Origin of the sequence: Pseudomonas syringae group sp. 243L2 (assembly GCF_032587875.1) — a bacterium.
GTDB lineage: Bacteria > Pseudomonadota > Gammaproteobacteria > Pseudomonadales > Pseudomonadaceae > Aquipseudomonas > Aquipseudomonas amygdali.
In genome coordinates this window covers 13,369-33,928 of record NZ_JAWHPL010000037.1, presented here as the reverse complement: position 1 = coordinate 33,928, position 20,560 = coordinate 13,369, and the positions used below count along the sequence as shown (strand labels likewise).

The 20,560-nt window shown below is 57.7% G+C and carries 21 protein-coding genes; 3 read left to right on the top strand and 18 right to left on the bottom strand.

Annotated elements, in window-relative coordinates:
* Positions 1-3: 3 nt before the first annotated feature.
* From RYB66_RS22995 to RYB66_RS22970, 6 genes are read right to left on the bottom strand one after another with little or no spacing between them, the layout of a single operon-like run.
* On the bottom strand, positions 4-405 hold the full coding sequence (locus RYB66_RS22995) for a type IV pilin protein (RefSeq protein WP_039847603.1): 402 nt from the start codon (positions 403-405) through the stop codon (positions 4-6).
* A gap of 11 nt (positions 406-416) precedes the next feature.
* Complete coding sequence (locus RYB66_RS22990; protein WP_010202108.1) at positions 417-3,617, bottom strand: pilus assembly protein; 3,201 nt, start codon at positions 3,615-3,617, stop codon at positions 417-419.
* On the bottom strand, positions 3,604-4,110 hold the full coding sequence (locus RYB66_RS22985; RefSeq protein ID WP_004663457.1) for a PilX N-terminal domain-containing pilus assembly protein: 507 nt from the start codon (positions 4,108-4,110) through the stop codon (positions 3,604-3,606). The genes RYB66_RS22990 and RYB66_RS22985 overlap by 14 nt, the downstream gene beginning before the upstream one ends.
* A gap of 11 nt (positions 4,111-4,121) precedes the next feature.
* On the bottom strand, positions 4,122-4,829 hold the full coding sequence (locus RYB66_RS22980; RefSeq protein ID WP_004659630.1) for a PilW family protein: 708 nt from the start codon (positions 4,827-4,829) through the stop codon (positions 4,122-4,124).
* The gene (pilV, locus tag RYB66_RS22975; protein WP_016981462.1) at positions 4,826-5,341 is read right to left on the bottom strand and encodes a type IV pilus modification protein PilV; all 516 of its coding nucleotides are present in this window, start codon (positions 5,339-5,341) and stop codon (positions 4,826-4,828) included. Before pilV ends, RYB66_RS22980 begins: the two co-directional genes overlap by 4 nt.
* Entirely contained in the window at positions 5,331-5,807 is a 477-nt protein-coding gene (locus RYB66_RS22970; RefSeq protein ID WP_004659632.1) for a GspH/FimT family pseudopilin, read from the bottom strand. The genes pilV and RYB66_RS22970 overlap by 11 nt, the downstream gene beginning before the upstream one ends.
* Before the next feature lie 131 nt (positions 5,808-5,938).
* Here RYB66_RS22970 and RYB66_RS22965 point away from each other — a divergent pair, with 131 nt between their 5' ends.
* Entirely contained in the window at positions 5,939-6,439 is a 501-nt protein-coding gene (locus RYB66_RS22965) for a GspH/FimT family pseudopilin (RefSeq protein WP_004659633.1), read from the top strand.
* A gap of 6 nt (positions 6,440-6,445) precedes the next feature.
* Here RYB66_RS22965 and ispH read toward each other — a convergent pair whose 3' ends face one another.
* The 6 genes from ispH to murJ all read right to left on the bottom strand — a co-directional run bounded on the left by ispH (position 6,446) and on the right by murJ (position 13,858).
* Positions 6,446-7,393 (bottom strand): 4-hydroxy-3-methylbut-2-enyl diphosphate reductase, encoded by a 948-nt coding sequence (gene ispH, locus RYB66_RS22960; RefSeq protein WP_004659634.1) that lies wholly within the window; start codon positions 7,391-7,393, stop codon positions 6,446-6,448.
* A gap of 57 nt (positions 7,394-7,450) precedes the next feature.
* Positions 7,451-7,927, bottom strand: coding sequence for a peptidylprolyl isomerase (locus RYB66_RS22955; protein ID WP_002551981.1), 477 nt, complete (start codon positions 7,925-7,927; stop codon positions 7,451-7,453).
* Positions 7,920-8,426: a signal peptidase II gene (lspA, locus tag RYB66_RS22950; protein ID WP_316895536.1), complete on the bottom strand. Its 507-nt coding sequence runs from the start codon at positions 8,424-8,426 to the stop codon at positions 7,920-7,922. The genes RYB66_RS22955 and lspA overlap by 8 nt, the downstream gene beginning before the upstream one ends.
* A complete protein-coding gene (gene ileS / locus RYB66_RS22945) occupies positions 8,419-11,250 on the bottom strand; it encodes an isoleucine--tRNA ligase (protein WP_004659637.1) in 2,832 nt (943 codons plus the stop codon). The genes lspA and ileS overlap by 8 nt, the downstream gene beginning before the upstream one ends.
* A gap of 20 nt (positions 11,251-11,270) precedes the next feature.
* Entirely contained in the window at positions 11,271-12,197 is a 927-nt protein-coding gene (gene ribF / locus RYB66_RS22940) for a bifunctional riboflavin kinase/FAD synthetase (protein ID WP_004659638.1), read from the bottom strand.
* A 122-nt stretch (positions 12,198-12,319) separates the two neighbouring features.
* Positions 12,320-13,858, bottom strand: coding sequence for a murein biosynthesis integral membrane protein MurJ (gene murJ, locus RYB66_RS22935; RefSeq protein ID WP_044324238.1), 1,539 nt, complete (start codon positions 13,856-13,858; stop codon positions 12,320-12,322).
* Positions 13,859-14,108: 250 nt separating this feature from the next.
* On the opposite strand from murJ, the gene rpsT reads away from it, so the two are divergent.
* Positions 14,109-14,387 (top strand): 30S ribosomal protein S20, encoded by a 279-nt coding sequence (rpsT, locus tag RYB66_RS22930; RefSeq protein WP_003344603.1) that lies wholly within the window; start codon positions 14,109-14,111, stop codon positions 14,385-14,387.
* Between the two features lie 201 nt (positions 14,388-14,588).
* Here rpsT and RYB66_RS22925 read toward each other — a convergent pair whose 3' ends face one another.
* The 5 genes from RYB66_RS22925 to rplU all read right to left on the bottom strand — a co-directional run bounded on the left by RYB66_RS22925 (position 14,589) and on the right by rplU (position 18,354).
* The gene (locus RYB66_RS22925; protein ID WP_117140710.1) at positions 14,589-15,059 is read right to left on the bottom strand and encodes a CreA family protein; all 471 of its coding nucleotides are present in this window, start codon (positions 15,057-15,059) and stop codon (positions 14,589-14,591) included.
* Between the two features lie 27 nt (positions 15,060-15,086).
* Complete coding sequence (gene proB, locus RYB66_RS22920; protein ID WP_005746379.1) at positions 15,087-16,205, bottom strand: glutamate 5-kinase; 1,119 nt, start codon at positions 16,203-16,205, stop codon at positions 15,087-15,089.
* 89 nt (positions 16,206-16,294) lie between these two features.
* Positions 16,295-17,518: an Obg family GTPase CgtA gene (cgtA, locus tag RYB66_RS22915; RefSeq protein ID WP_002551973.1), complete on the bottom strand. Its 1,224-nt coding sequence runs from the start codon at positions 17,516-17,518 to the stop codon at positions 16,295-16,297.
* 216 nt (positions 17,519-17,734) lie between these two features.
* Entirely contained in the window at positions 17,735-18,010 is a 276-nt protein-coding gene (rpmA, locus tag RYB66_RS22910; protein ID WP_002551972.1) for a 50S ribosomal protein L27, read from the bottom strand.
* A 32-nt stretch (positions 18,011-18,042) separates the two neighbouring features.
* The gene (gene rplU / locus RYB66_RS22905) at positions 18,043-18,354 is read right to left on the bottom strand and encodes a 50S ribosomal protein L21 (RefSeq protein ID WP_002551971.1); all 312 of its coding nucleotides are present in this window, start codon (positions 18,352-18,354) and stop codon (positions 18,043-18,045) included.
* Between the two features lie 239 nt (positions 18,355-18,593).
* Between rplU and RYB66_RS22900 the strand changes: the two genes are divergently transcribed.
* The gene (locus RYB66_RS22900; RefSeq protein WP_117140709.1) at positions 18,594-19,562 is read left to right on the top strand and encodes a polyprenyl synthetase family protein; all 969 of its coding nucleotides are present in this window, start codon (positions 18,594-18,596) and stop codon (positions 19,560-19,562) included.
* 81 nt (positions 19,563-19,643) lie between these two features.
* On the opposite strand, the gene RYB66_RS22895 is transcribed toward RYB66_RS22900, so the two are convergent.
* Entirely contained in the window at positions 19,644-20,540 is an 897-nt protein-coding gene (locus RYB66_RS22895; protein WP_117140708.1) for a LysR family transcriptional regulator, read from the bottom strand.
* Between the last annotated feature and the right edge of the window lie 20 nt (positions 20,541-20,560).

Genomic DNA, 20,560 nt, shown 5'->3' with positions numbered 1-20,560 from the left:
GTTTTAGCGGCCCCAGCAGTCTTTGGTGGTCACGCCCGAGGTAGCGCCAGTGTTGCTGCGCGCACCGGTGTTGGTGATCACAAAACTGCCGCACTTGTCACCGGCCATCAGCGTGCCGGCTATGGGTGTAGCCGTCAGGGTGAAGTCGGTGGCGTTGAGGGCCGGATTAATCGTGTAGTACGCATTGCTGGCAACCACACCCTTGTAATCAGCATAAGTTCCCTTTTGCGAATAGAAGCGCTCCAGCGCCTGGGTCTGCTCGGACAGCAGGCTGGCAATCGCCGACCGCTGGGTACGCTTCACGTACTCGGTGTAGCTGGGATACGCGATGGCCGCCAGAATACCGACAATCGCCACGACGATCATGAGTTCGATCAACGTAAAGCCCCTGGATATCGCTCGCATGATTCGTTTCCCTATTGGATTTGTCGCCACATGATGCGTTGGCTGCCACTCCCGCCCTTTTCCTGCAGAGGCTCAGCCGGATTGCCCGTGGAGTTATTAACGATCTTCACATCATTGCCGTTCCCGGCACCCGAGACGATAGCTGAGACGACCGGGATGCCGGTGTACCCCAGTCCCGCGACAAGCAAGTCTGAACTGTTGATAGCGCTATCGCCGCTGGTATCGAGCACCTGATAGTTAAGCATGCTGCCAGTCGCGGCATTGAGCTCGAATAAACGACCGGTGCCGGTGCTCTCACAAGGGTCGGCGGAGTTTACGGATGCAGTCGAGAAAATAATCCGGCCCCTACTGGTCTGCGCGGGATAAATGATTCGCTCCCCCAGATAGGGTGCTACGGCGGAGAGCGGCATGTACCAGCCTTTCTTGACTGACCAATCCACATCATTGGTTGTCGATGTGAAATAGGTAGTTCCGTTACTGATGACGCTGCCATTGACCGCCTGCGCCTGCAGGTTCGCCTCGACAGTGCTACCCGTTCCGGAGTCGGCATCCCATATCGCGTAAAAGTCCTGAAGGGCAGTGGTTTGCTTGTCTGCAACTTCCAGAAACTTGCCTGTCCCGAAATAAACGATCTTGCCGTTGAGCGGATGATCGAGCACGAAGGGTTGAACCGTTATCGGTTGGTTGGCACCACGCGGTGCCGTGAACAAAGGCGCGCCGCCAAAAGCCACTTTCCAGCTGGCGGCGGTTGCACCACTCATGTCGAACTTCCACAGCCGCCCTTTCAGGTCGCCCGCGTAGGCAGCCTGAACCACGTTCTGAGCGTTGACACGCAATTTGACCGAAGAAAGCCCGTTATCGGTTTCGTTGTTAAGCACCGGCGTCTGGATCTCGGCAATGAACGCCCCGGTATTGGCATTCAGTACATACAGCGACGCTCTGCCGGTGAAACTGCCATAACCGTTCCCGACCACCATAATCCCGGTGCCATCCGCCATCCGCGCGACATCCGGTTTGGAATAAGCGTATCCAAGATTGTTGAATTTGTTGTTGGTGTCGGACGTGTCAGGTGCCCTGACCTCCCATAACGCGCTGACGGTGTTACTCGTCCCCTCAAATAGCTTGATTGCGAAGAACGCCTTGCCACCAGCCCCGGTCCCACCATAAGCGACGGTGCGCCACGCTGAACCGGCTGACAATTGCGTATCAAACACTGCAATCTGCCCATCCACGGTGAACTTGTGCACGCCGGATCCATAAGTGGTCGATGCGATGGTAGCCAGTGAAGTCAGGGCGGTGGATGGCATGTAGGCGTATCGTCTTGAACCATCACTGGTATTGATAACGTTGAAAAAGCCGTCATTGGCATTGGCCAGAATGCTGGGAGTCATGCTGTTTGCCTTGGTGGCCAGATAGGTGGTGTAAGTGGTGTCACCTGTCAGGTCGGCGGCGGTCTTTTGTGAAGGGAATGCAGTACCAAGCGAAGAGTTGACTATATCGCCCAGCAGCCGGGTACGTGTCCTGAACTTCGCGTTGGTGGTCCCCTTGGCCCAGGCGATAAGCTCTGCTCCGGTGGCATTGGTTGGCAAAGTAGCGTTCAGTGCCGTCTGTTGAGCAGTGCTGAAGGCGTTGTAATCCAGAGCGATCCTCCCCGGAGTGGCAACGTTCCAGGATTCGAAGACCGGTGCCGTTGCCCCACTGACGATGGCGGTGTCGGTAGTCCAGACCGGTGCACTCAACGCTCCATTGGTCTGATCCAGGTTGTAGGCTTTGATAGTGCCATGCCAATCGGTTGGGTCGTAAAGCGTCTGGTAGAACTGAGTCCCCGACTGGAGCGTTGATGAGTTTGCCGCCCCGCCTGCGCCAGAGCCGACCTTGGCATAGATATCGCTCAATGCCAGATTCAAGGCAGATGTCAGCCCCGCGCTGTCATTGGCCTGGAAGTATTTGCCATGGCCATGATTATCATCGGTCGCATCGTTCAACATCTGATTCGATGCAGTGAACCCAATGGTATAGGTGCTCATATTCTGTTTCACAAAGCCTGCGGTGTCCCAGCTTTTGCCGGTCAGGTCGCCCCCGGCAGTCACAGCATCCCGGCGCAGATCGATGTCATAGGCGAACTTGGCAAGATCGTCCAGATACAGCGTATCTCCCTCACCATCGCCAGACAGGTTGGCACCGTCATTGGCTGCGTTCAAATCCCAGTTGGGTAGCGAGCGAGTGGTGTCCAGGACATCGTCAGGGTCGTTGGTGGGGAACGTACGATCATAGGTGGGCAAGCCATCGGTAATCACGACGCCATAGTTTTTCTGGCAGCGGTACTGGATCGGACTCACATAGGTCGATCCGCTTTGATAGAACGGCGTCATCCCCCGGAAGTAGCGGGTGATCTCGTAATAGGTTTCAGCCAGTGGGGTATTGGCTGACGGGGTCAGGTTGGTAATGGCCGTTTTGAGGTCAGTAATATTCTGCGTAGCCTGCTGTTGAGAGACGCCAGTGGTTTGATAAGTGCTGACCGCTACCGGAGAGAGGTCCGCGACCACCCTGGCAATCTTGCCTCCGGGACCAGGATCACTGTTTGTGGGTTGGTTGAAAGACGCGAGGCCAATCCTGAGCGATGTATTGTTGGTCACCAGATTGGTCGCCACGGTTTTCGCGACGTTCATTCGATAGTCATTGGGAATTACGCCATTGGTGTAGTTTCGAACACCAAAAAAGTTGGGGCTGACCAGATCAATGAGATAAGACAGGTAATCAGCGGTATAACGGGTCAGCCCGCTACCGGCTGGATCCGGCAAATTAAGGCAGTACTGAATGCCATTGCGAAATACTGCACGACCGCCAAATGGACACATGAGTGAAAGAGTAAATATGCTGTTGGCGTTGATATCCCCCACCGACAGGGTTTGGTCGTCCGAAATGGTGCTCATGAACGGGCACGCTACGGTAATCAAGCCACTCAGGCACTGAGTCGAGTAGTAACCAATATCCGGACGATTGACCGATGCGTCAAACCCTGAATCCCAGATGATGTTGTACATACTGCCCGAGTTATCGACCAGCAACATAAGGTTTGGTGGCACCGCCGGAGAGCTCAACAGGGGCACTTGCGCTGGCGTGAAGGCATAAACCGGGCTTGCCAGATACAGCGCAAGCAGCGCGCCATAGAGGTATTTCAAGCCACCACGAAGCGCCTTAGCAATTGGCATAGATACTCTCCAGCACCGTTCGCGAGGTGCCTTGAATGGCGATGGCTGTTACCCGATACATCGTTACCGAGCCCGTACAATTTGCAGGACGTTTTATGGGCGTAGGCGTTGTACCCAGATTCTGAATGCCAAACATCGCAGCGCTAGTTCCGATCCAGGTCACCCCGGAAGTGCCCAGCCCCGGATTCTGTACCGTTGTCGAATCAACAGGCGGGGCGCAGGCAGCAAATGAGTTACAGACTGCCATTGCAAAACTGGACTCCATGATCCTGGACTCACCGAGACGAAGCTGTGCCTCGGCTGCCTGAAACGAAACATTACGAACCGTCACACTGCCCGCCATCTTCTCCTGCAATGTGGCGTTCTGCATGGAGGAAATGCCCAGCAATGTCAGCAGCAACAGGAACACGAGACTGACCAGCAGCACCATGCCGCGCTGTCTGGCAGGGAAAGCATAAGTCTGTGTTGAGGTGAAATGCATGGTCTTGTTCATACCCGGCCCGTTCACAAGCGATTACGCAGGTAAGCAACAACGTTGTACTGCTGACTCTTGACGATGCCATTCTGCCCATCCTGCAGCGTCAGACTGATACGAACGCTACGAACGTTAGCAGCATTGGCCTTGGTGACTGCCGTGGTATAGAACATCGGGTTGCCTGCCATTCCAAAGGAAACTGTAAAATCCGCGACATTCTGCAATAGCGGTTGTACATCGCCGCCCGTACCGTACTGGATGGTCAAATTTGTACCGGTAAGCTTGTAAACCAGCTGCCGCAGCGGAAAAGCCGTTTCCCCCGCAGCAGGTGCCCGACTGTTGGCGTAGAGCTGTGTAGTAGTCTGGCAGTTTGAAACGATAGTCCAGGTCGGCGTACCGCCTGCGGTACCTACATCGGTCGTCACCAGGGTGAGCGTCTTGGTCGGGTTATCCCAGAGAATCGGATTATCCAGCGCAGCAGGCCAAGGGACTGCGGGAGCTACAGGCGTGTAATTGCTGAAACTCAGGCAACCATACATACCCGTCATCCGGATTTCCTGAGTCAGTTTGCTCAGTATGAACCGGGCATCTTCCTGCATCCGGGCAGCTGCATTCTGGCTTTGATAAGTGCCTCTGGCGGCGGTGAATATCTGCACGATACCCAGGCTGACAACCAGCCCCAGCACCAGCGCCACCATGATTTCGACCAGACCGAAGCCTTTGGACGGCTTTCTCATGGGTTGACCCCGATCCGGGAGACCAGTTTGAAGATCTGAGTGGTCGGGCTGACGGTCGTATTCCCTGTTGCATGATTGCTCGAACCCGCAGCGCGTGCATCGCTCCAACCAATGATGATAGTCACCTCCGGAGCCTTGCTGACATCAATACTGCCCGTGCCGCTTGCGCCCGCAAAGTTAACGATATTGGTTTTGAAATCATACAAATCCTGCACCCTGGCATCGTTCGGGTTGGCGACTTGCTCCGTAGCCAGACTCGCCAGGGCATAGTTCGCCAGGACATTGGTCGACCCATTGGCAGACGAATTACCATCAACATTCGCCCGGATACGATCCATCATGTCGTAGGCAATGAAGCTGGCCTGGCTGGTCATGGCCGAACTGTCGGTGTATTTGAGGGCATTGAGCTGGATAGCGGCGGCCCCCAGCAGGCCAATCGCCAGGATCAGTACCGAAACCAGCACCTCGATCAGGGTCATGCCGCTCTGGCGATGTCGGGTTTCATTGGGCATTGCAGCTTCCACTGAGGACGATCCGGCCTGTCAGGCAGATACTCATGGTTTTGGTAGTACTGCCTCGGGTGTAGGTCATGGTTACCAGCGAAGACGGCGCGATTAGCCCGCCCAGATTGTTGAAATCGAATGCCGCCACATTGGGATCCGCCACCAACGTACCGCCGCTGCTCATTGCAGCCACTGTACGAAGCGCCTTCTTGTTGGCATCGGAAACCAGATAAACCTGCAATTCGCCAGTCCACGCCGTCCCGCTGGTCGGTGCAATACGCACCGTCACTCCCCGGTTTATCGCCTCAAGTCGCGCATAGTTGAGCGCCCGCTGCAAATCGCTGAGCTCGGTGTCGGCCTTGTTGCTCTGAATGGAACTGGTGAAACTCGGGATAGCGATAGCCGCAAGGATGCCCACCAGGGACACAGTGACTAACAATTCGATGAGGCTGAATCCCTTGGCTATATGACGCATTGAGTGTCTCCTAGACGTTACGACTATAAGGCAGCAATGCCGCAGGAAAATCCATAGCGGGACGTACGGTTGTTTTGTGACGACGAACGCCCGCAAGGTTCTGAAACCGCGGTTTCCAGGGAGGAAAGCATATGAGGCATGCAGGGTTCACACTGATCGAATTATTGATCGTCGTTGCACTGATCGGCATTCTGGCCAACGTCGCAACACCTTCTTTCAAGCAACTGATCGAATCCAGTCGCGGGCTCGCCGCCGCTCAGGAGCTGGCCAGCGGTATCCGTTCAGCAAGAGTCGCCGCTATAACGCGCAATCAGATTGTGACGATTCATGCCATTGAAGGTGACTGGAGCAACGGCTGGCGGATCATACTCGACCTGGACGGCAAAGGCCCCGACGAAAACGATACGCTGCTTGTAGAGCGCGCCAATGGCGGAATGACCCGCGTGGTCGGCAACCAGAAAGTGACGGAGCGACTGAGTTTCAACGGCCTGGGCAACTTGCGCAACAGAACCAACGGCACGTTGCATGTGTGCCTAAACGACCAGCCGGTCAGCAGCTATCGCGTGATAGTTGCGCCGACTGGACGGGTCAGGATAGAGGACACGAAGCGTGATGTTGCTTTGTGCGGGTAGGCAGCTTCAGAGCAGCGACTTGACGCGCAATTCCTTGGGCATGGAGAACGTGATGTTCTCCTCGCGACCGGCGAGTTCATCCGCACCGGTGGCGCCCCAGGCTTGCAATTGCTGGATCACACCACGCACCAAAACTTCCGGGGCCGACGCACCCGCGGTAATGCCAATACGCTCGACGCCTTCGAACCAGCCTTGTTGCATGTCCTCGGCACCGTCGATGAGGTACGCCGGAGTCGCCATGCGCTCGGCCAGCTCGCGCAGGCGGTTGGAATTGGAGCTGTTCGGGCTGCCCACTACCAACACCACGTCACACTCGTCGGCCAGTTGCTTGACCGCGTCCTGACGGTTTTGCGTGGCGTAGCAGATGTCGTCCTTGCGCGGCCCGCCAATGGCCGGGAAGCGCTTGCGCAACGCGTCGATTACCCGGCTGGTGTCGTCCATCGACAAGGTGGTCTGGGTCACGAACGCCAGGGAATCGGGGTTGCGCACCTGCAGGCTGGCGACGTCCTCTTCGTCTTCGACCAGATAGATCGCGCCGCCATTGCTGGCGTCGTACTGGCCCATGGTGCCTTCGACTTCCGGGTGACCGGCGTGGCCGATCAGGATGCACTCGCGGCCGTCACGGCTGTAACGGGCGACCTCGATATGCACCTTGGTCACCAGCGGACAGGTGGCATCGAATACTTTCAGGCCACGGCCAGCTGCTTCGGTACGCACCGCCTGGGAAACACCGTGGGCGCTGAAGATGACAATGACATCATCCGGCACCTGGTCCAGCTCTTCGACGAAGATCGCACCACGAGAGCGCAGGTCTTCGACGACAAATTTGTTGTGAACGACTTCATGGCGCACATAAATCGGCGGACCAAACACTTCCAGAGCGCGATTGACGATTTCGATCGCGCGGTCCACTCCGGCACAAAAGCCGCGGGGGTTGGCGAGTTTGATTTGCATGCTGTGCCTCATGGTTGGTACGGGCAGCCCGGCCTGGGCCGGGCTTGATGGCGAAGGTCAGGAAGCCAGAATCGCCTTCACTTCGAAGATTTCCACTTCAAAGCTCAGTGTCTTGCCTGCCAGCGGGTGATTGAAGTCGATGGTGACCTGATCATCATCGAAAGCCTTCACCACGCCGGGCAATTCGGTATTGGCGGCGTCGTTGAAGATCACCAGCAACCCTTCGGACAGTTCCATTCCCACAAACTGCGAGCGTGGCATGATCTGCACGTTTTGTGGGTTGGGCTGACCAAAGGCGTTTTCCGGCGGAATTTCCACGGTCTTACGATCGCCCGCCTTGAAGCCGAAAATCGCCATTTCGAAACCGGGCAACAGGTTGCCGTCACCAACCTTGAACGTGGCCGGGGCCTTTTCGAAGGTGCTGTCGACGGTATCGCCGTTTTCCAGACGCAGGGCGAAGTGCAAGGTGACCTGCGTATTCTGACCGATGCGCAGCTCACCAGACGAGCCTTGAGTCGAAGACTGCTCAGTCATTGACGGTTTCTCCGGTTTTCTTGCTCTTGAACATATCCAGCGCCAGCATGATTGCGCCGACAGTGATCGCGCTGTCAGCGACATTGAACGCCGGGAAGTACCAGCGGTTCTGCCAATGGACCAGAATGAAGTCGATCACATGGCCCAGCACAATACGGTCGTATAGGTTGCCCAGTGCGCCGCCAAGTACCAACGCCAGTGCAACAGCCAACCATGTATCGTCGCGCCCCAGACGCTTGAGCCAGACGACCAGCACGGCACTGACCGCAATGGCGATCAGGGCAAACAACCAGCGCTGCCAGCCGGCACCGTCTGCCAGAAAACTGAAGGCAGCACCGGTGTTATAGGCCAGGGTCCAACTGAAGAAGTCCGGAATCACAATGATCTGCTGGTACAGGCTCAAGGCGTTCTCGAAGTAGTACTTGCTGGCCTGGTCAATGACCAGAACCAGCACGCTCAACCACAGCCAGGCCAGACGGCCAAACGAGGTGTCAGGCATAGTGACGGACCTCGCCTGCACCGCTGATGTTGTCTACGCAACGGCCGCAGATTTCCGGATGCTCAGGGTTTACCCCCACATCCTCGCGATGGTGCCAGCAACGGGCACACTTGGCGTGGCTGGACTTGAGCACTTTGAGTTTCAGGCCCGCGACCTCGGTAACCACCGCATCAGCCGGAGCAGACACCAATGGAGCAACGCTGGCAGTCGAAGTGATCAGCACGAAGCGTAGTTCGTTGCTCAGCTTCGACAGATCGGCGACCAGCGAATCTTCAGCGTACAGGGTCACTTCGGCCTGCAGGTTGCCGCCAATGGCCTTGGCCGCGCGCAGGTTTTCCATTTCCTTGTTGACCGACGTCTTCACCGCCATGATCCGTTCCCAGTAGGCGCGGTCCATTTCGAAGTCGGCAGGCATTTCAGTCAGGCCTTCATACCAGGTGTTGAGCATCACCGATTCGTTGCGCTCGCCTGGCAGGAACTGCCACAGCTCGTCGGCGGTGAACGCCAGGATCGGCGCGATCCAGCGCACCAGCGCTTCGGAGATGTGGAACAGTGCGGTCTGGCAGGAACGACGCGCGGTGCTGTCGGCAGCCGTGGTGTACTGACGATCCTTGATGATGTCCAGATAGAACCCACCCAGCTCCTGCACGCAGAAGTTGTGGATCTTCGAGTACACGTTCCAGAAGCGGTATTCGCCGTAATGCTCTTGCAGTTCGCGTTGCAGCAGCAGCGTGCGGTCAACGGCCCAACGGTCCAGCGCGAGCATTTCTTCGGCCGGCAGGATATCGGTTGCCGGGTTGAAGCCCGACAGGTTGGAGAGCAGGAAGCGCGCAGTGTTGCGGATACGACGGTAAGCATCGGCGCTACGCTGCAGGATCTGGTCGGAAACGGCCATTTCGCCCGAATAGTCAGTCGCCGATACCCACAGGCGCATGATGTCCGCACCCAGCGAGTCGTTGACCTTCTGAGGTGCTACCACGTTGTTCAGCGACTTGGACATCTTGCGGCCGTTCTCGTCGACCACAAAGCCGTGGGTCAGCAGTTCGCGATACGGTGCGTGATCGTCCAGCATGCAACCGGTCAGCAGCGACGAGTGGAACCAGCCACGGTGCTGGTCGGAACCTTCCAGGTACAGATCAGCACGTGGACCGCTTTCATGGCCCATCGGATGCGAACCGCGCAATACGTGCCAGTGCGTGGTGCCCGAGTCGAACCAGACGTCCAGGGTGTCGGAGATCTTGTCGTACTTGGCAGCCTCGTCACCCAGCAGTTCGCTGGCGTCCAGCTTGAACCAGGCTTCGATGCCCTCTTTCTCGACGCGCTGCGCCACTTCTTCCATCAGCTCGACGGTGCGTGGGTGCAGGTCGCCGCTTTCCTTGTGCAGGAAGAACGGAATCGGCACGCCCCAGTTGCGCTGACGCGAGATGCACCAGTCAGGACGGTTGGCGATCATTGAATGCAGACGCGCCTGGCCCCATGCCGGAACGAACTCAGTGTCTTCGATGGCCTTGACCGCACGCTTGCGCAGGGTCTCGCCGCTCTCAGGCTGTTTGTCCATGCCCACGAACCACTGCGCGGTGGCGCGGTAGATCAATGGCGATTTGTGGCGCCAGCAGTGCATGTAGCTGTGGCTGATGGTTTCGGTGTCCATCAGGCTGCCGACTTCGACCAGCTTGTCGATGATGTTCTGGTTGGCCTTGAAGATGAACTGGCCACCGAAGAACTCCAGCGATTCGACATACACGCCGTTGCTCTGCACCGGGCTGATGATGTCGTCGTTGCTCAGGCCGTACTGCTTGCAGATATTGAAGTCGTCTACGCCATAGGCAGGCGAGGAGTGAACGATACCGGTGCCGGCACCCAGCTCGACATAGTCAGCCAGATAGACTGGCGACAGGCGGTCGTAGAACGGGTGGCGGAAGTTGATCAGCTCCAGCGCCTGACCGGTGGTGGTCGCGATGACCGTGCCTTCCAGCTTGTAACGGGCCAGACAGCTTTCGACCAGTTCGGCGGCCAGTACCAGCAGTCTGTCGCCGACATCGACCAGCGCGTATTCGAACTCGGGATGAACGTTCAGCGCCTGGTTGGCAGGGATCGTCCACGGTGTGGTGGTCCAGATCACGATGGAGGCAGGCTTGCCCAGCGCGGGCAAGCCGAACGCCGCCGCAAGTTTTGCCTCATCGGCGATCGGGAACGCGACGTCGATGGTCGAGGACTTCTTGTCCTGATACTCGACTTCGGCTTCAGCCAGTGCCGAGCCGCAATCGAAACACCAGTTGACCGGCTTGAGGCCCTTGAAGACGAAACCGCCCTTGACCATCTCGGCCAGCGCGCGGATTTCCCCGGCTTCGTTGGGGAAGTTCATGGTCAGGTATGGATTGCTCCAGTCGCCCAGCACACCCAGGCGGATGAATTCTGACTTCTGGCCTTCGATCTGCTCGGACGCATAGGCGCGGCACAGCTCACGCGTACGGTCTGCGGAGAGGTTCTTGCCGTGGGTCACTTCAACCTTGTGCTCGATCGGCAGACCGTGACAGTCCCAACCCGGCACGTACGGGGCATCGAAGCCCGCCAGGGTCTTGGAACGCAGGATCATGTCCTTGAGAATCTTGTTGACCGCATGACCGATGTGAATATTGCCGTTAGCGTACGGAGGACCGTCGTGCAGGACGAACTTGGGACGATCCTTGCCAATCTCGCGCAGCTTCTGGTACAGGCCAATGCTGTCCCAGCGCTGCAGAGTTTGCGGCTCGCGCTGGGGCAGGCCGGCCTTCATAGGGAAGGCGGTGTCCGGAAGGTTTAGCGTGGCTTTATAGTCAGTCATTTCAGGCTCTTGTTTAGCGGTTAGCCATGCCAATGGGCACGGGCGGCGGCGACGTCCGCATTGATCGCCGTCTTGAGCGCCTCCAGTGAGGCGAAACGCTGCTCATCACGCAGCTTGTGGTGGAAAGCCACCGTCAAACGCCGGTCGTAAAGATCGCCGGCAAAATCCAGAAGGTGCACTTCAAGGTGGGCACTGCCATCACCCGCTACCGTCGGACGCACACCGATGTTGGCGACCCCCGGCCAGGTTTTGCCATCGATTTCCGTGCTGACCAGGTAAACCCCGCTTAACGGCACACGACGACGCTTGAGTTGCACATTGGCGGTGGGCGTACCCAATTGACGCGCCAGCTTCTGACCATGCAATACCCGTCCAGTGATCTGGAACGGACGACCAAGCATACGTTCGGCCAGTGCAAAATCCGACGCAGCCAAGGCCTTGCGTACCTTGGTACTGCTGACCCGGATGCCATCTATTTCAACGGTCTGCGCCGCTTCTACAGTAAATCCATACGTCGTGCCGGCCTGTTGCAGGAAGTCAAAATCGCCGACCCGGTCAAAACCGAAGCGAAAATCGTCGCCTACTTCGAGGTGTTGAACGCCGAGGCCGTCGATCAGCACGGTTTCGACGAAACTCGCGGCACTCAGCTTGCACAGTCGCTGATTGAAGGACAGGCAAAGTACCCGGTCAACGCCTTCGGCACTCAGCAACTCGAGTTTGTCACGCAGTCGGGCCAGACGTGCCGGAGCGGTCTCGGGAGCGAAGAACTCACGCGGCTGCGGCTCGAAAATCACCACACAGCTGGGCACACCCAATTCGACGGCACGCTCGCGCAGACGCGCCAGGATAGCCTGGTGGCCGCGGTGAACGCCGTCGAAATTGCCAATCGTGGCGACGCAGCCCCGATGTTCGGGGCGCAGGTTGTGAAGGCCTCTAACCAGCTGCATAACGCACTTCTTGCTCATAAAGTGGCCGATTATAACCACACACGGCCGTGGGCGACAGGCAACACACCAAGACCGGATGAAGGTTCTTGGCGTGGCCCCAGAAAACAACGATCAAACCGGGCCTACATAATGGCCTTGCGGGCGAAATCCCTTAGGCGAAAGCCCAGCAACAGAAGCATGGCGAAGTAAGTCACGACACCCGCCGCAACCAGCGCACCCAGACGCAGAAAGCGCTCCAGCATATGACCTTCGTCCCACGCCGGCATGACGTGCATGAGCCCGAGCAGCACAGCCGACATCACCGCAACAGCCACCACCAGCTTCAACAGAAACACCGTCCAGCCAGGTTGCGGCTGAAACAGATCCTGTTTGCGCAACTGCCAGAACAGCAACCCGGCGTTGATACACGCCCCCACACTAATGGCCAGCGCCAGACCGGCATGTTGCAAGGGCACGATGAAGGCCAGGTTGAGCAACTGAGTCACTATGAGGGTGAAGATCGCGATTTTCACCGGGGTGCGGATATTTTGTTGGGCATAAAAGCCGGGAGCCAGCACCTTGATCAGGATGATCCCCAGCAACCCGACTGAATAGGCAACCAGAGCACGCTGGGTCATGGCTGAATCAAGCGCATCGAATCTACCATACTGGAACAACGAAACGGTCAACGGCTCGGCGAGCAACCCCAGCGCCAATGTGCAAGGCAGGACCAGCACGAAACACAGTCGCAGCCCCCAGTCGAGAATCCGCGAATATTCCTGACGATCGCGCTGCGCGTAGGTTTTCGACAGGATCGGCAGCAGGATCGTACCCAGCGCAACACCCAGTACGCCGGAGGGTAATTCCATCAGACGGTCGGCGTAGTACATCCATGACACCGAACCGGCGACAAGGAACGAGGCAAATATCGTATTGATGATCAGAGAAATCTGACTGACAGAAACGCCAAGGATGGCGGGCAGCATCTGTTTCATTACGCGCCAGACGCCGGTATCACGCAGATTCAGGCGCGGCAGCACCAGCATGCCGATCTTTTTCAGGTGTGGCAGTTGGTAGAGCAGCTGTAGCAGGCCGCCGACCAGCACCGCCCAACCCAGCGCCATGACCGGGGGATCGAAGTACGGGGTCAGAAAAAGCGCGAAGAAGATCATGCTGACATTGAGCAGCGTCGGCACGAACGCAGGCACCGAGAAACGGTTCCAGGTATTGAGGATCGCCCCGGCCATCGATGACAGGGAGATCAGCAATATATAAGGAAAGGTCACCCGCAGCAGGTCCGAGGTCAGCGCAAACTTCTCAGGGGTGTCGACAAAGCCGGGCGCGGTGGCCCATATCACCCAGGGTGCAAAGATCACTCCGAGCAGCGTTACCAGCGCCAGTGCCAGGGTCAGCAACCCCGTGACGTAAGCGACAAAGGTGCGGGTCGCCTCCTCCCCTTGCTGGCTCTTGTATTCCGCCAGGATAGGCACGAACGCCTGGGAAAAAGCGCCCTCAGCGAAAATCCGGCGCAGCAGGTTGGGCAGTTTGAAGGCGATGAAGAACGCATCGGTGGCCATTCCGGCTCCGAAAGTGCGCGCGATGATGGTGTCGCGAACAAAGCCCAGAACCCGGGAAACCATGGTGATAGAGCTTACGGCGGCGAGTGACTTGAGTAGATTCATTGAAAGAGTTGTGCGCCTTGGCAAAGGATGGGCGATTAAGCCCGCCATTTATGCGATACTTCGCGCCGCAAAAACGCCCGAAGCAAAGGCCGCGAGTTTACAGGTCACAGGCCGGAAATAAATCCTCCGGTCAAATGTAGCAACCACTCAGCGGAACACCTTAACTGCCCTTGACAAGACTTCAACTCATCGGCATGATTCGCGGCCTATTTTGTTTGCTATTTCACAAAGTCTTTCGAGGAGCTCGACGGTGGCCAACACACCTTCCGCCAAAAAACGTGCAAAACAGGCTGAGAAGCGTCGCAGCCACAACGCCAGCCTGCGTTCCATGGTTCGTACCTACATCAAGAATGTAGTTAAAGCCATCGACGCAAAAGACGCAGAAAAAGCGCAAGCCGCTTATGTTCTGGCTGTTCCTGTTATCGACCGTATGGCCGATAAAGGCATCATCCACAAGAACAAGGCTGCTCGCCATAAAGGTCGTCTGAACGGTCACATCAAGGCTCTGAGCCTTGCTGCTGCAGCCTAAGCGACCAGCTTGTTAAAAAACCGACCTCAGGGTCGGTTTTTTATTGCCTGCTGGAAAGTAGCCGGTGCAACGGAACTTGTGACGCAGAGCGTCACGACAGGCATTCCCACGCTGGAGCGTGGGGAACGATAATTCAACTATCGTGCGACGCTCCGCGTCGGCATGCCTTTCTGGACGCTCTGCGTCCACCCCTGAGCCACATCAAGGCGCTGGCGCGGTTGTCCATGGCAGGATCGGGATTGCGGTCACGGCATTCTGCGGGCTGCCTTCAATGACCCGGTCGCTATAGACCAGGTACACCAGCGCATTGCGCTTCTTGTCGAAGAAGCGCACCACCTGCATGGTCTTGAAGACCAGCGACGTACGCTCCTTGAAGACCTCATCGCCATCCTTGAGGGTTTCCTTGAAGCGGATAGGCCCGACCTGACGACAGGCAATGGACGCCTCGGCACGGTCTTCGGCCAACCCCAGACCACCCCTCACGCCACCGGTCTTGGCGCGCGACAGATAGCACGTCACACCGTCGACCTTGGGATCGTCAAACGCCTCGACCACGATGCGATCGTTCGGCCCGACCATCTTGAACACCGTAGACACCTGACCGATCTCTTCAGCCGAGACCAACACCGGCATCAGCAACGCGGCCGCCAACAAACTTTTCATGAAGCGCATCAAATAGTCCTTTTTTGCAGCCTCGAGTCAGACGAGGATCAGGTTATCCCGATGAATCAGCTCAGGCTCGGCCATGTAGCCCAGCTCGCGCACGATGGATTCGGAAGAGTGACCAATGATTTTCTGGGCTTCGATGGCACTGTAGTTGCTCAGCCCACGAGCGATCTCGCGACCGTCCGGGGCGACGCATACCACCATCTCGCCACGCCGGAAACTGCCCTGCACCAGCTTGACACCCACCGGCAGCAGACTTTTCTGATCCTTGGCCAGCGCCGCAACAGCGCCATCGTCCAGCACCAGCGTGCCGCGAGTCTGCAGGTGCCCTGCCAGCCACTGCTTGCGCGCCGCGAGCATGCCGCGCTCGGGAGACAGCAATGTACCCAAACGCTCGCCACCCTTGAGCCGCGCCAGCACACGCTCGATACGCCCGCCGACAATGACGGTATGCGCACCGGAACGCGCCGCCAGACGCGCAGCGCGCAACTTGGTCTGCATACCACCGCGCCCCAGTGCGCCGCCTGTACCACCGGCCACAGCATCAAGCGCCGGATCATCGGCGCGCGCTTCGTAAATGAGTTGTGCATCCGGGTTGTTGCGCGGATCAGCGTCGAACATGCCGTCGCGGTCAGTAAGGATGACCAGCAGATCGGCCTCGACCAGATTGGCAACCAGCGCCGCCAGCGTGTCGTTATCGCCAAAACGGATTTCGTCGGTGACCACTGTATCGTTTTCGTTGATGACCGGCACAACCCCAAGCTCGACCAGCGTGCGCAGGGTACTGCGGGCATTGAGGTAGCGCTTGCGGTCCGACAGGTCGTCATGGGTCAGCAGAATTTGCGCGGTATGCCGGCCGTGCTCGGCAAAACTCGATTCCCACGCCTGCACCAAGCCCATCTGACCGATGGCCGCAGCAGCCTGGAGCTCATGCATGGCGCTGGGTCGAGCCGTCCAGCCAAGACGGCTCATACCGGCAGCCACTGCCCCGGAAGACACCAGCACCAGCTCGACACCCGCCTCATGCAGCGCCACCATCTGCTCCACCCAAACACCCATGGCGTTGCGATCCAGGCCCTTGCCATCCGCGGTCAGCAAGGCACTGCCAATCTTCACAACCCAGCGCTGGGCGCCCGTCACTTTGCTGCGCATCTTCTTCCAACCTTAGCCAGAGATTTTCAAATTCGGGATACAAAAACGCCGCTGACAATCGTAGCGGCGTTCAAGTTTACTTCAAGCGATCAGTCACGGACGTAAATGATTTCCGGACCGTCTTCATCGTCCACATCTTCTTCGTCCCAGTCATCGTCACCGATGTCATGCACGCTCTTCACGCCGCTGCGACGCAGTGCACGCTGATCATCCAGGGCCTGCAACTGAGCACGGGCTTCGTCTTCGATGCGCTGATCCAGCTCGGCCAGCTCTTCAGCATAACCAGGCTCCTCGGCGATACGCTGGCTGCGCTCTTCGAGGTAACGCATGATGTCGCGGGTCAACTGCTCGGTACCTTCTTTGGCAATCGCAGAGATCACGTAAACAGGGCCGGTCCACTCCAGACGATCAACGATCTCCTGCTTGCGCGCTTCCTGCTCCTCTTCGAGGATCTGGTCACACTTGTTCAGCACCAGCCAGCGATCACGCTCGGCCAGCGACGGGCTGAATTTTTCCAGCTCGTTGACGATCACTTCAGCGGCATCAGGAGCACTGCTTTCATCCAGCGGCGCCATATCGACGAGGTGCAACAGCAGGCGGGTACGCGCCAGATGCTTGAGGAAGCGAATCCCCAGACCGGCACCATCGGATGCACCTTCGATCAGACCTGGAATGTCGGCCACCACAAAGCTCTTCCAGCGATCGACACTGACAACGCCCAGGTTTGGCACCAGCGTGGTGAATGGATAGTCGGCGACTTTTGGCTTGGCAGCGGATACCGAGCGAATGAAGGTGCTCTTGCCAGCGTTTGGCAAGCCCAGCAAACCAACATCGGCCAGCACTTTCAGCTCAAGCTTGAGATCACGCTGATCACCCGGCTTGCCCGGCGTGGTCTGACGCGGAGCACGGTTGGTACTGGATTTGAATCGAGTGTTACCCAGACCATGCCAGCCGCCCTGGGCGACCATCAGACGCTGACCGTCTTTAGTCAGGTCACCGATGATTTCCTGGGTAGTGGCGTCAATGATGGTGGTCCCGACCGGCACACGCAGTACCAGCTCCTCACCCTTGCGACCCGTGCAGTCTGCGCTGCCGCCATTGGAGCCGCGCTCGGCATCGAAGTGACGGGTATAACGGTAGTCGACCAGCGTATTCAGGTTGACGTCGGCGACCATGAAGATCGAGCCACCATCACCACCATCACCACCGTTCGGACCACCGTTTTCAATGAATTTTTCGCGACGGAAGCTCATGCAACCGTTGCCACCGTCACCGGCTTTTACTCGAATGGATACTTCATCTACAAATTTCATAACGCACGCCTCCCGCCACAGGGACGAGCAGAACCACATAAATTACATAAGACTCTTGCAAAAATGAGCGTTGCGATACCGATCAGAAACCAGCGACCCCAGGGGTCAACATCACAACAGCCCGCACAAACAGTTTTGCAAGAGACTCACCTGCCTCTCTACCTCTACAAACAAAAAAGCCCCGTCGCAAGACAGGGCTTTTAAGCAACTGCGTGATTACGCTGCGGAGACTTCAGTCTTCGGAACGATGCTCACGTAGCGGCGACCGAAGGCGCCCTTGACCTGAAACTTGATCACGCCTTCCACTTTCGCGAACAGGGTGTGATCCTTACCCATGCCAACGCCGTAGCCAGCGTGGAATTGGGTACCGCGCTGACGCACGATGATGTTGCCAGGAATGATAGCCTGGCCGCCATACATCTTCACGCCAAGGCGTTTGGCTTCTGAGTCGCGCCCGTTACGGGTACTACCACCAGCTTTTTTGTGTGCCATGAGTCAATTCTCCAAATGAGGATTAGGCTGAATTAAGCCTGAATACCTGTGATTTTGATCTCGGTGTACCACTGGCGGTGGCCCATACGCTTCATGTGGTGCTTACGACGACGGAACTTGATGATACGAACCTTATCGTGACGACCTTGCGAAACCACTTCAGCCACAACGGTAGCGCCAGCAACAACTGGAGCACCGATGTTGACGTCGTCGCCATTGCCAACCAGCAGAACGCGGTCGAAAGTGACGGATTCGCCAGTAGCGATTTCCAGTTTTTCAATTTTCAGGTATTCACCTGGGGCGACTTTGTACTGCTTGCCACCGGTAACAATTACTGCGTACATGGTATTTCTCCGAAAATCCTGCTCACCCAGCTCTTTATAAGAAGAGTATCGGCTGGCATGGCTGCATGGGGCTGGAACGGCCCGTTTGCATTGCGTAAGGCAGGTGCTGCCCAGGAAAGTTAGGGTGCGCGATTGTACGCAAGGCATTCGTGTGTTGCAAGAGGCGGGTCGTCATACCTTGACACGCTCTACCCCGCGACCTAGCATGCGGCGCAACCTATCCGGAGCACGTGTCGCTGATGCAACCCCAAGCCTTCTATCGCGCGGTGGCGGACGACTTTAGTGCCGTTGACCTTATCATCAAAAAGCAACTGACGTCGCGCGTACCGCTGGTCTCGAAAATCGGTGATTACATTACGTCGGCAGGCGGCAAGCGTCTGCGTCCGTTGCTGGTACTGCTGTGTGGCAAGGCGCTGGGCCGCGAAGGCGATGACCTTCGCCTGCTGGCCGCCACAATCGAATTCCTCCACACCGCAACCCTGCTGCATGACGACGTCGTCGACATGTCCGGCATGCGTCGTGGTCGATCCACCGCCAACGCGCTGTGGGGCAATGCGCCCAGCGTGCTGGTGGGTGACTTCCTGTATTCGCGCTCGTTCGAAATGATGGTCGAACTGGGCTCGATGGAAGTCATGAGAATCCTGTCTAAGGCGACCCGTATCATTGCCGAAGGCGAAGTGCTGCAGTTGTCGAAGATTCGCGACGCCAGCACCACTGAAGAAACCTACATGGAAGTGATTCGCGGCAAGACAGCCATGCTGTTCGAAGCCTCGACCCACAGCGCCGCGGCCCTGTGCAACGCCCCCCAGGAACAGAGCGAAGCACTGCGCACCTTCGGCGATCATCTGGGTGTGGCCTTCCAGTTGGTGGATGACCTGCTGGACTACCGTGGCGATGCCGAGACACTGGGCAAGAACGTCGGTGACGACCTCGCCGAAGGCAAGCCGACCCTGCCGCTGATCTACACCATGCGTGAAGGCAGCCCGGAGCAGGCCGCGCTGGTTCGTCAGGCGATCCAGAAAGGTGGTCTGGAAGATCTGGAAAGCATCCGCAATGCTGTGGAAAGCGCTGGAGCGCTGGACTACACCGCACAACTGGCCCGTGACTATGCCGCCCGCGCGATTGCCTGTCTGGACGCCCTGCCGCCCAGCGAGTACCGGGATGCACTGGTCGAGCTGAGCGAGTTTGCGGTCGCCCGCACACACTGACAGCCATCGCAGCCGAAAAGCCCGTCCAGCGTGACGGGCTTTTTATTACCTGCGCACAACGCCCATCGCGCTCAAGCACCTTCAGTGTGTGTAGCCAGCAAGTTTCTCCTGCATGAAATCCAGAAAACACTGAATCCTCAACGCCAGTCGCGAATTGCGGTAGTACACGGCATGAATCGGCTGACGATAGCCACTGTTGGCGCCCTTCAACAGACAGACCAGCCGCCCCTCGCGCAGGTCATCATTGGTCATGAAGTCGGAAAGACAGGCGATTCCCACGCCCTCCAGCACCAGATGGCGCAAGGTGTCACCGCTGGATGCCGAGATGGCAGGCTTGATAGACAGGCGATCGCCCTCAGCGTGGCGCAACGGCCATTGATTGAGAGATTCCACGTGTGTGAAACCCACCAATACGTGTTGCGCCAGATCTTCTGCGGTTTTCGGGGTGCCGTGGCGTTGCAGGTAAGCCGGGCTGGCGACGATATTCAGCAGGCAACTGCCCAGCGAGCGGGCATGCAGGGTCGAGTCAGGCAGCACGCCGATTCGAATGGCAATATCGGTGCTCTGCTCAAGCAGGTCGATGAACCAGTCATCACTGTTGAGTTCCAGTTCGATATCCGGGTAACGCTGACGAAACTCCGCCACATACGGCACGATGCAATGCAGCATGAACGGTGATGCGGCATTGATACGCAAGCGGCCGGCGGGCGTCTGCCGGGAGGAAGAGAGCCTTTCTTCCAGGCTTTCCATCTGCTCAAGAATATGGCGGGCCCGTTCCAGAAAGAACTTGCCCTCCTCGGTCAGGTCCATGCGCCGCGTCGTGCGGTTGATCAGCGTGGTTTCAAGCTTGGCTTCCAGACGCGACAGGGTACGGCTGACACCGGAGGGCGTCTGGCCCATTTTCTCTGCCGCCGCGGAAATCGAACCGCTTTCGATGACCGAGACAAACACCTGCAATTCATCAGATCTGGCTTTCACTGTTGTCCCCTGCTCAACGC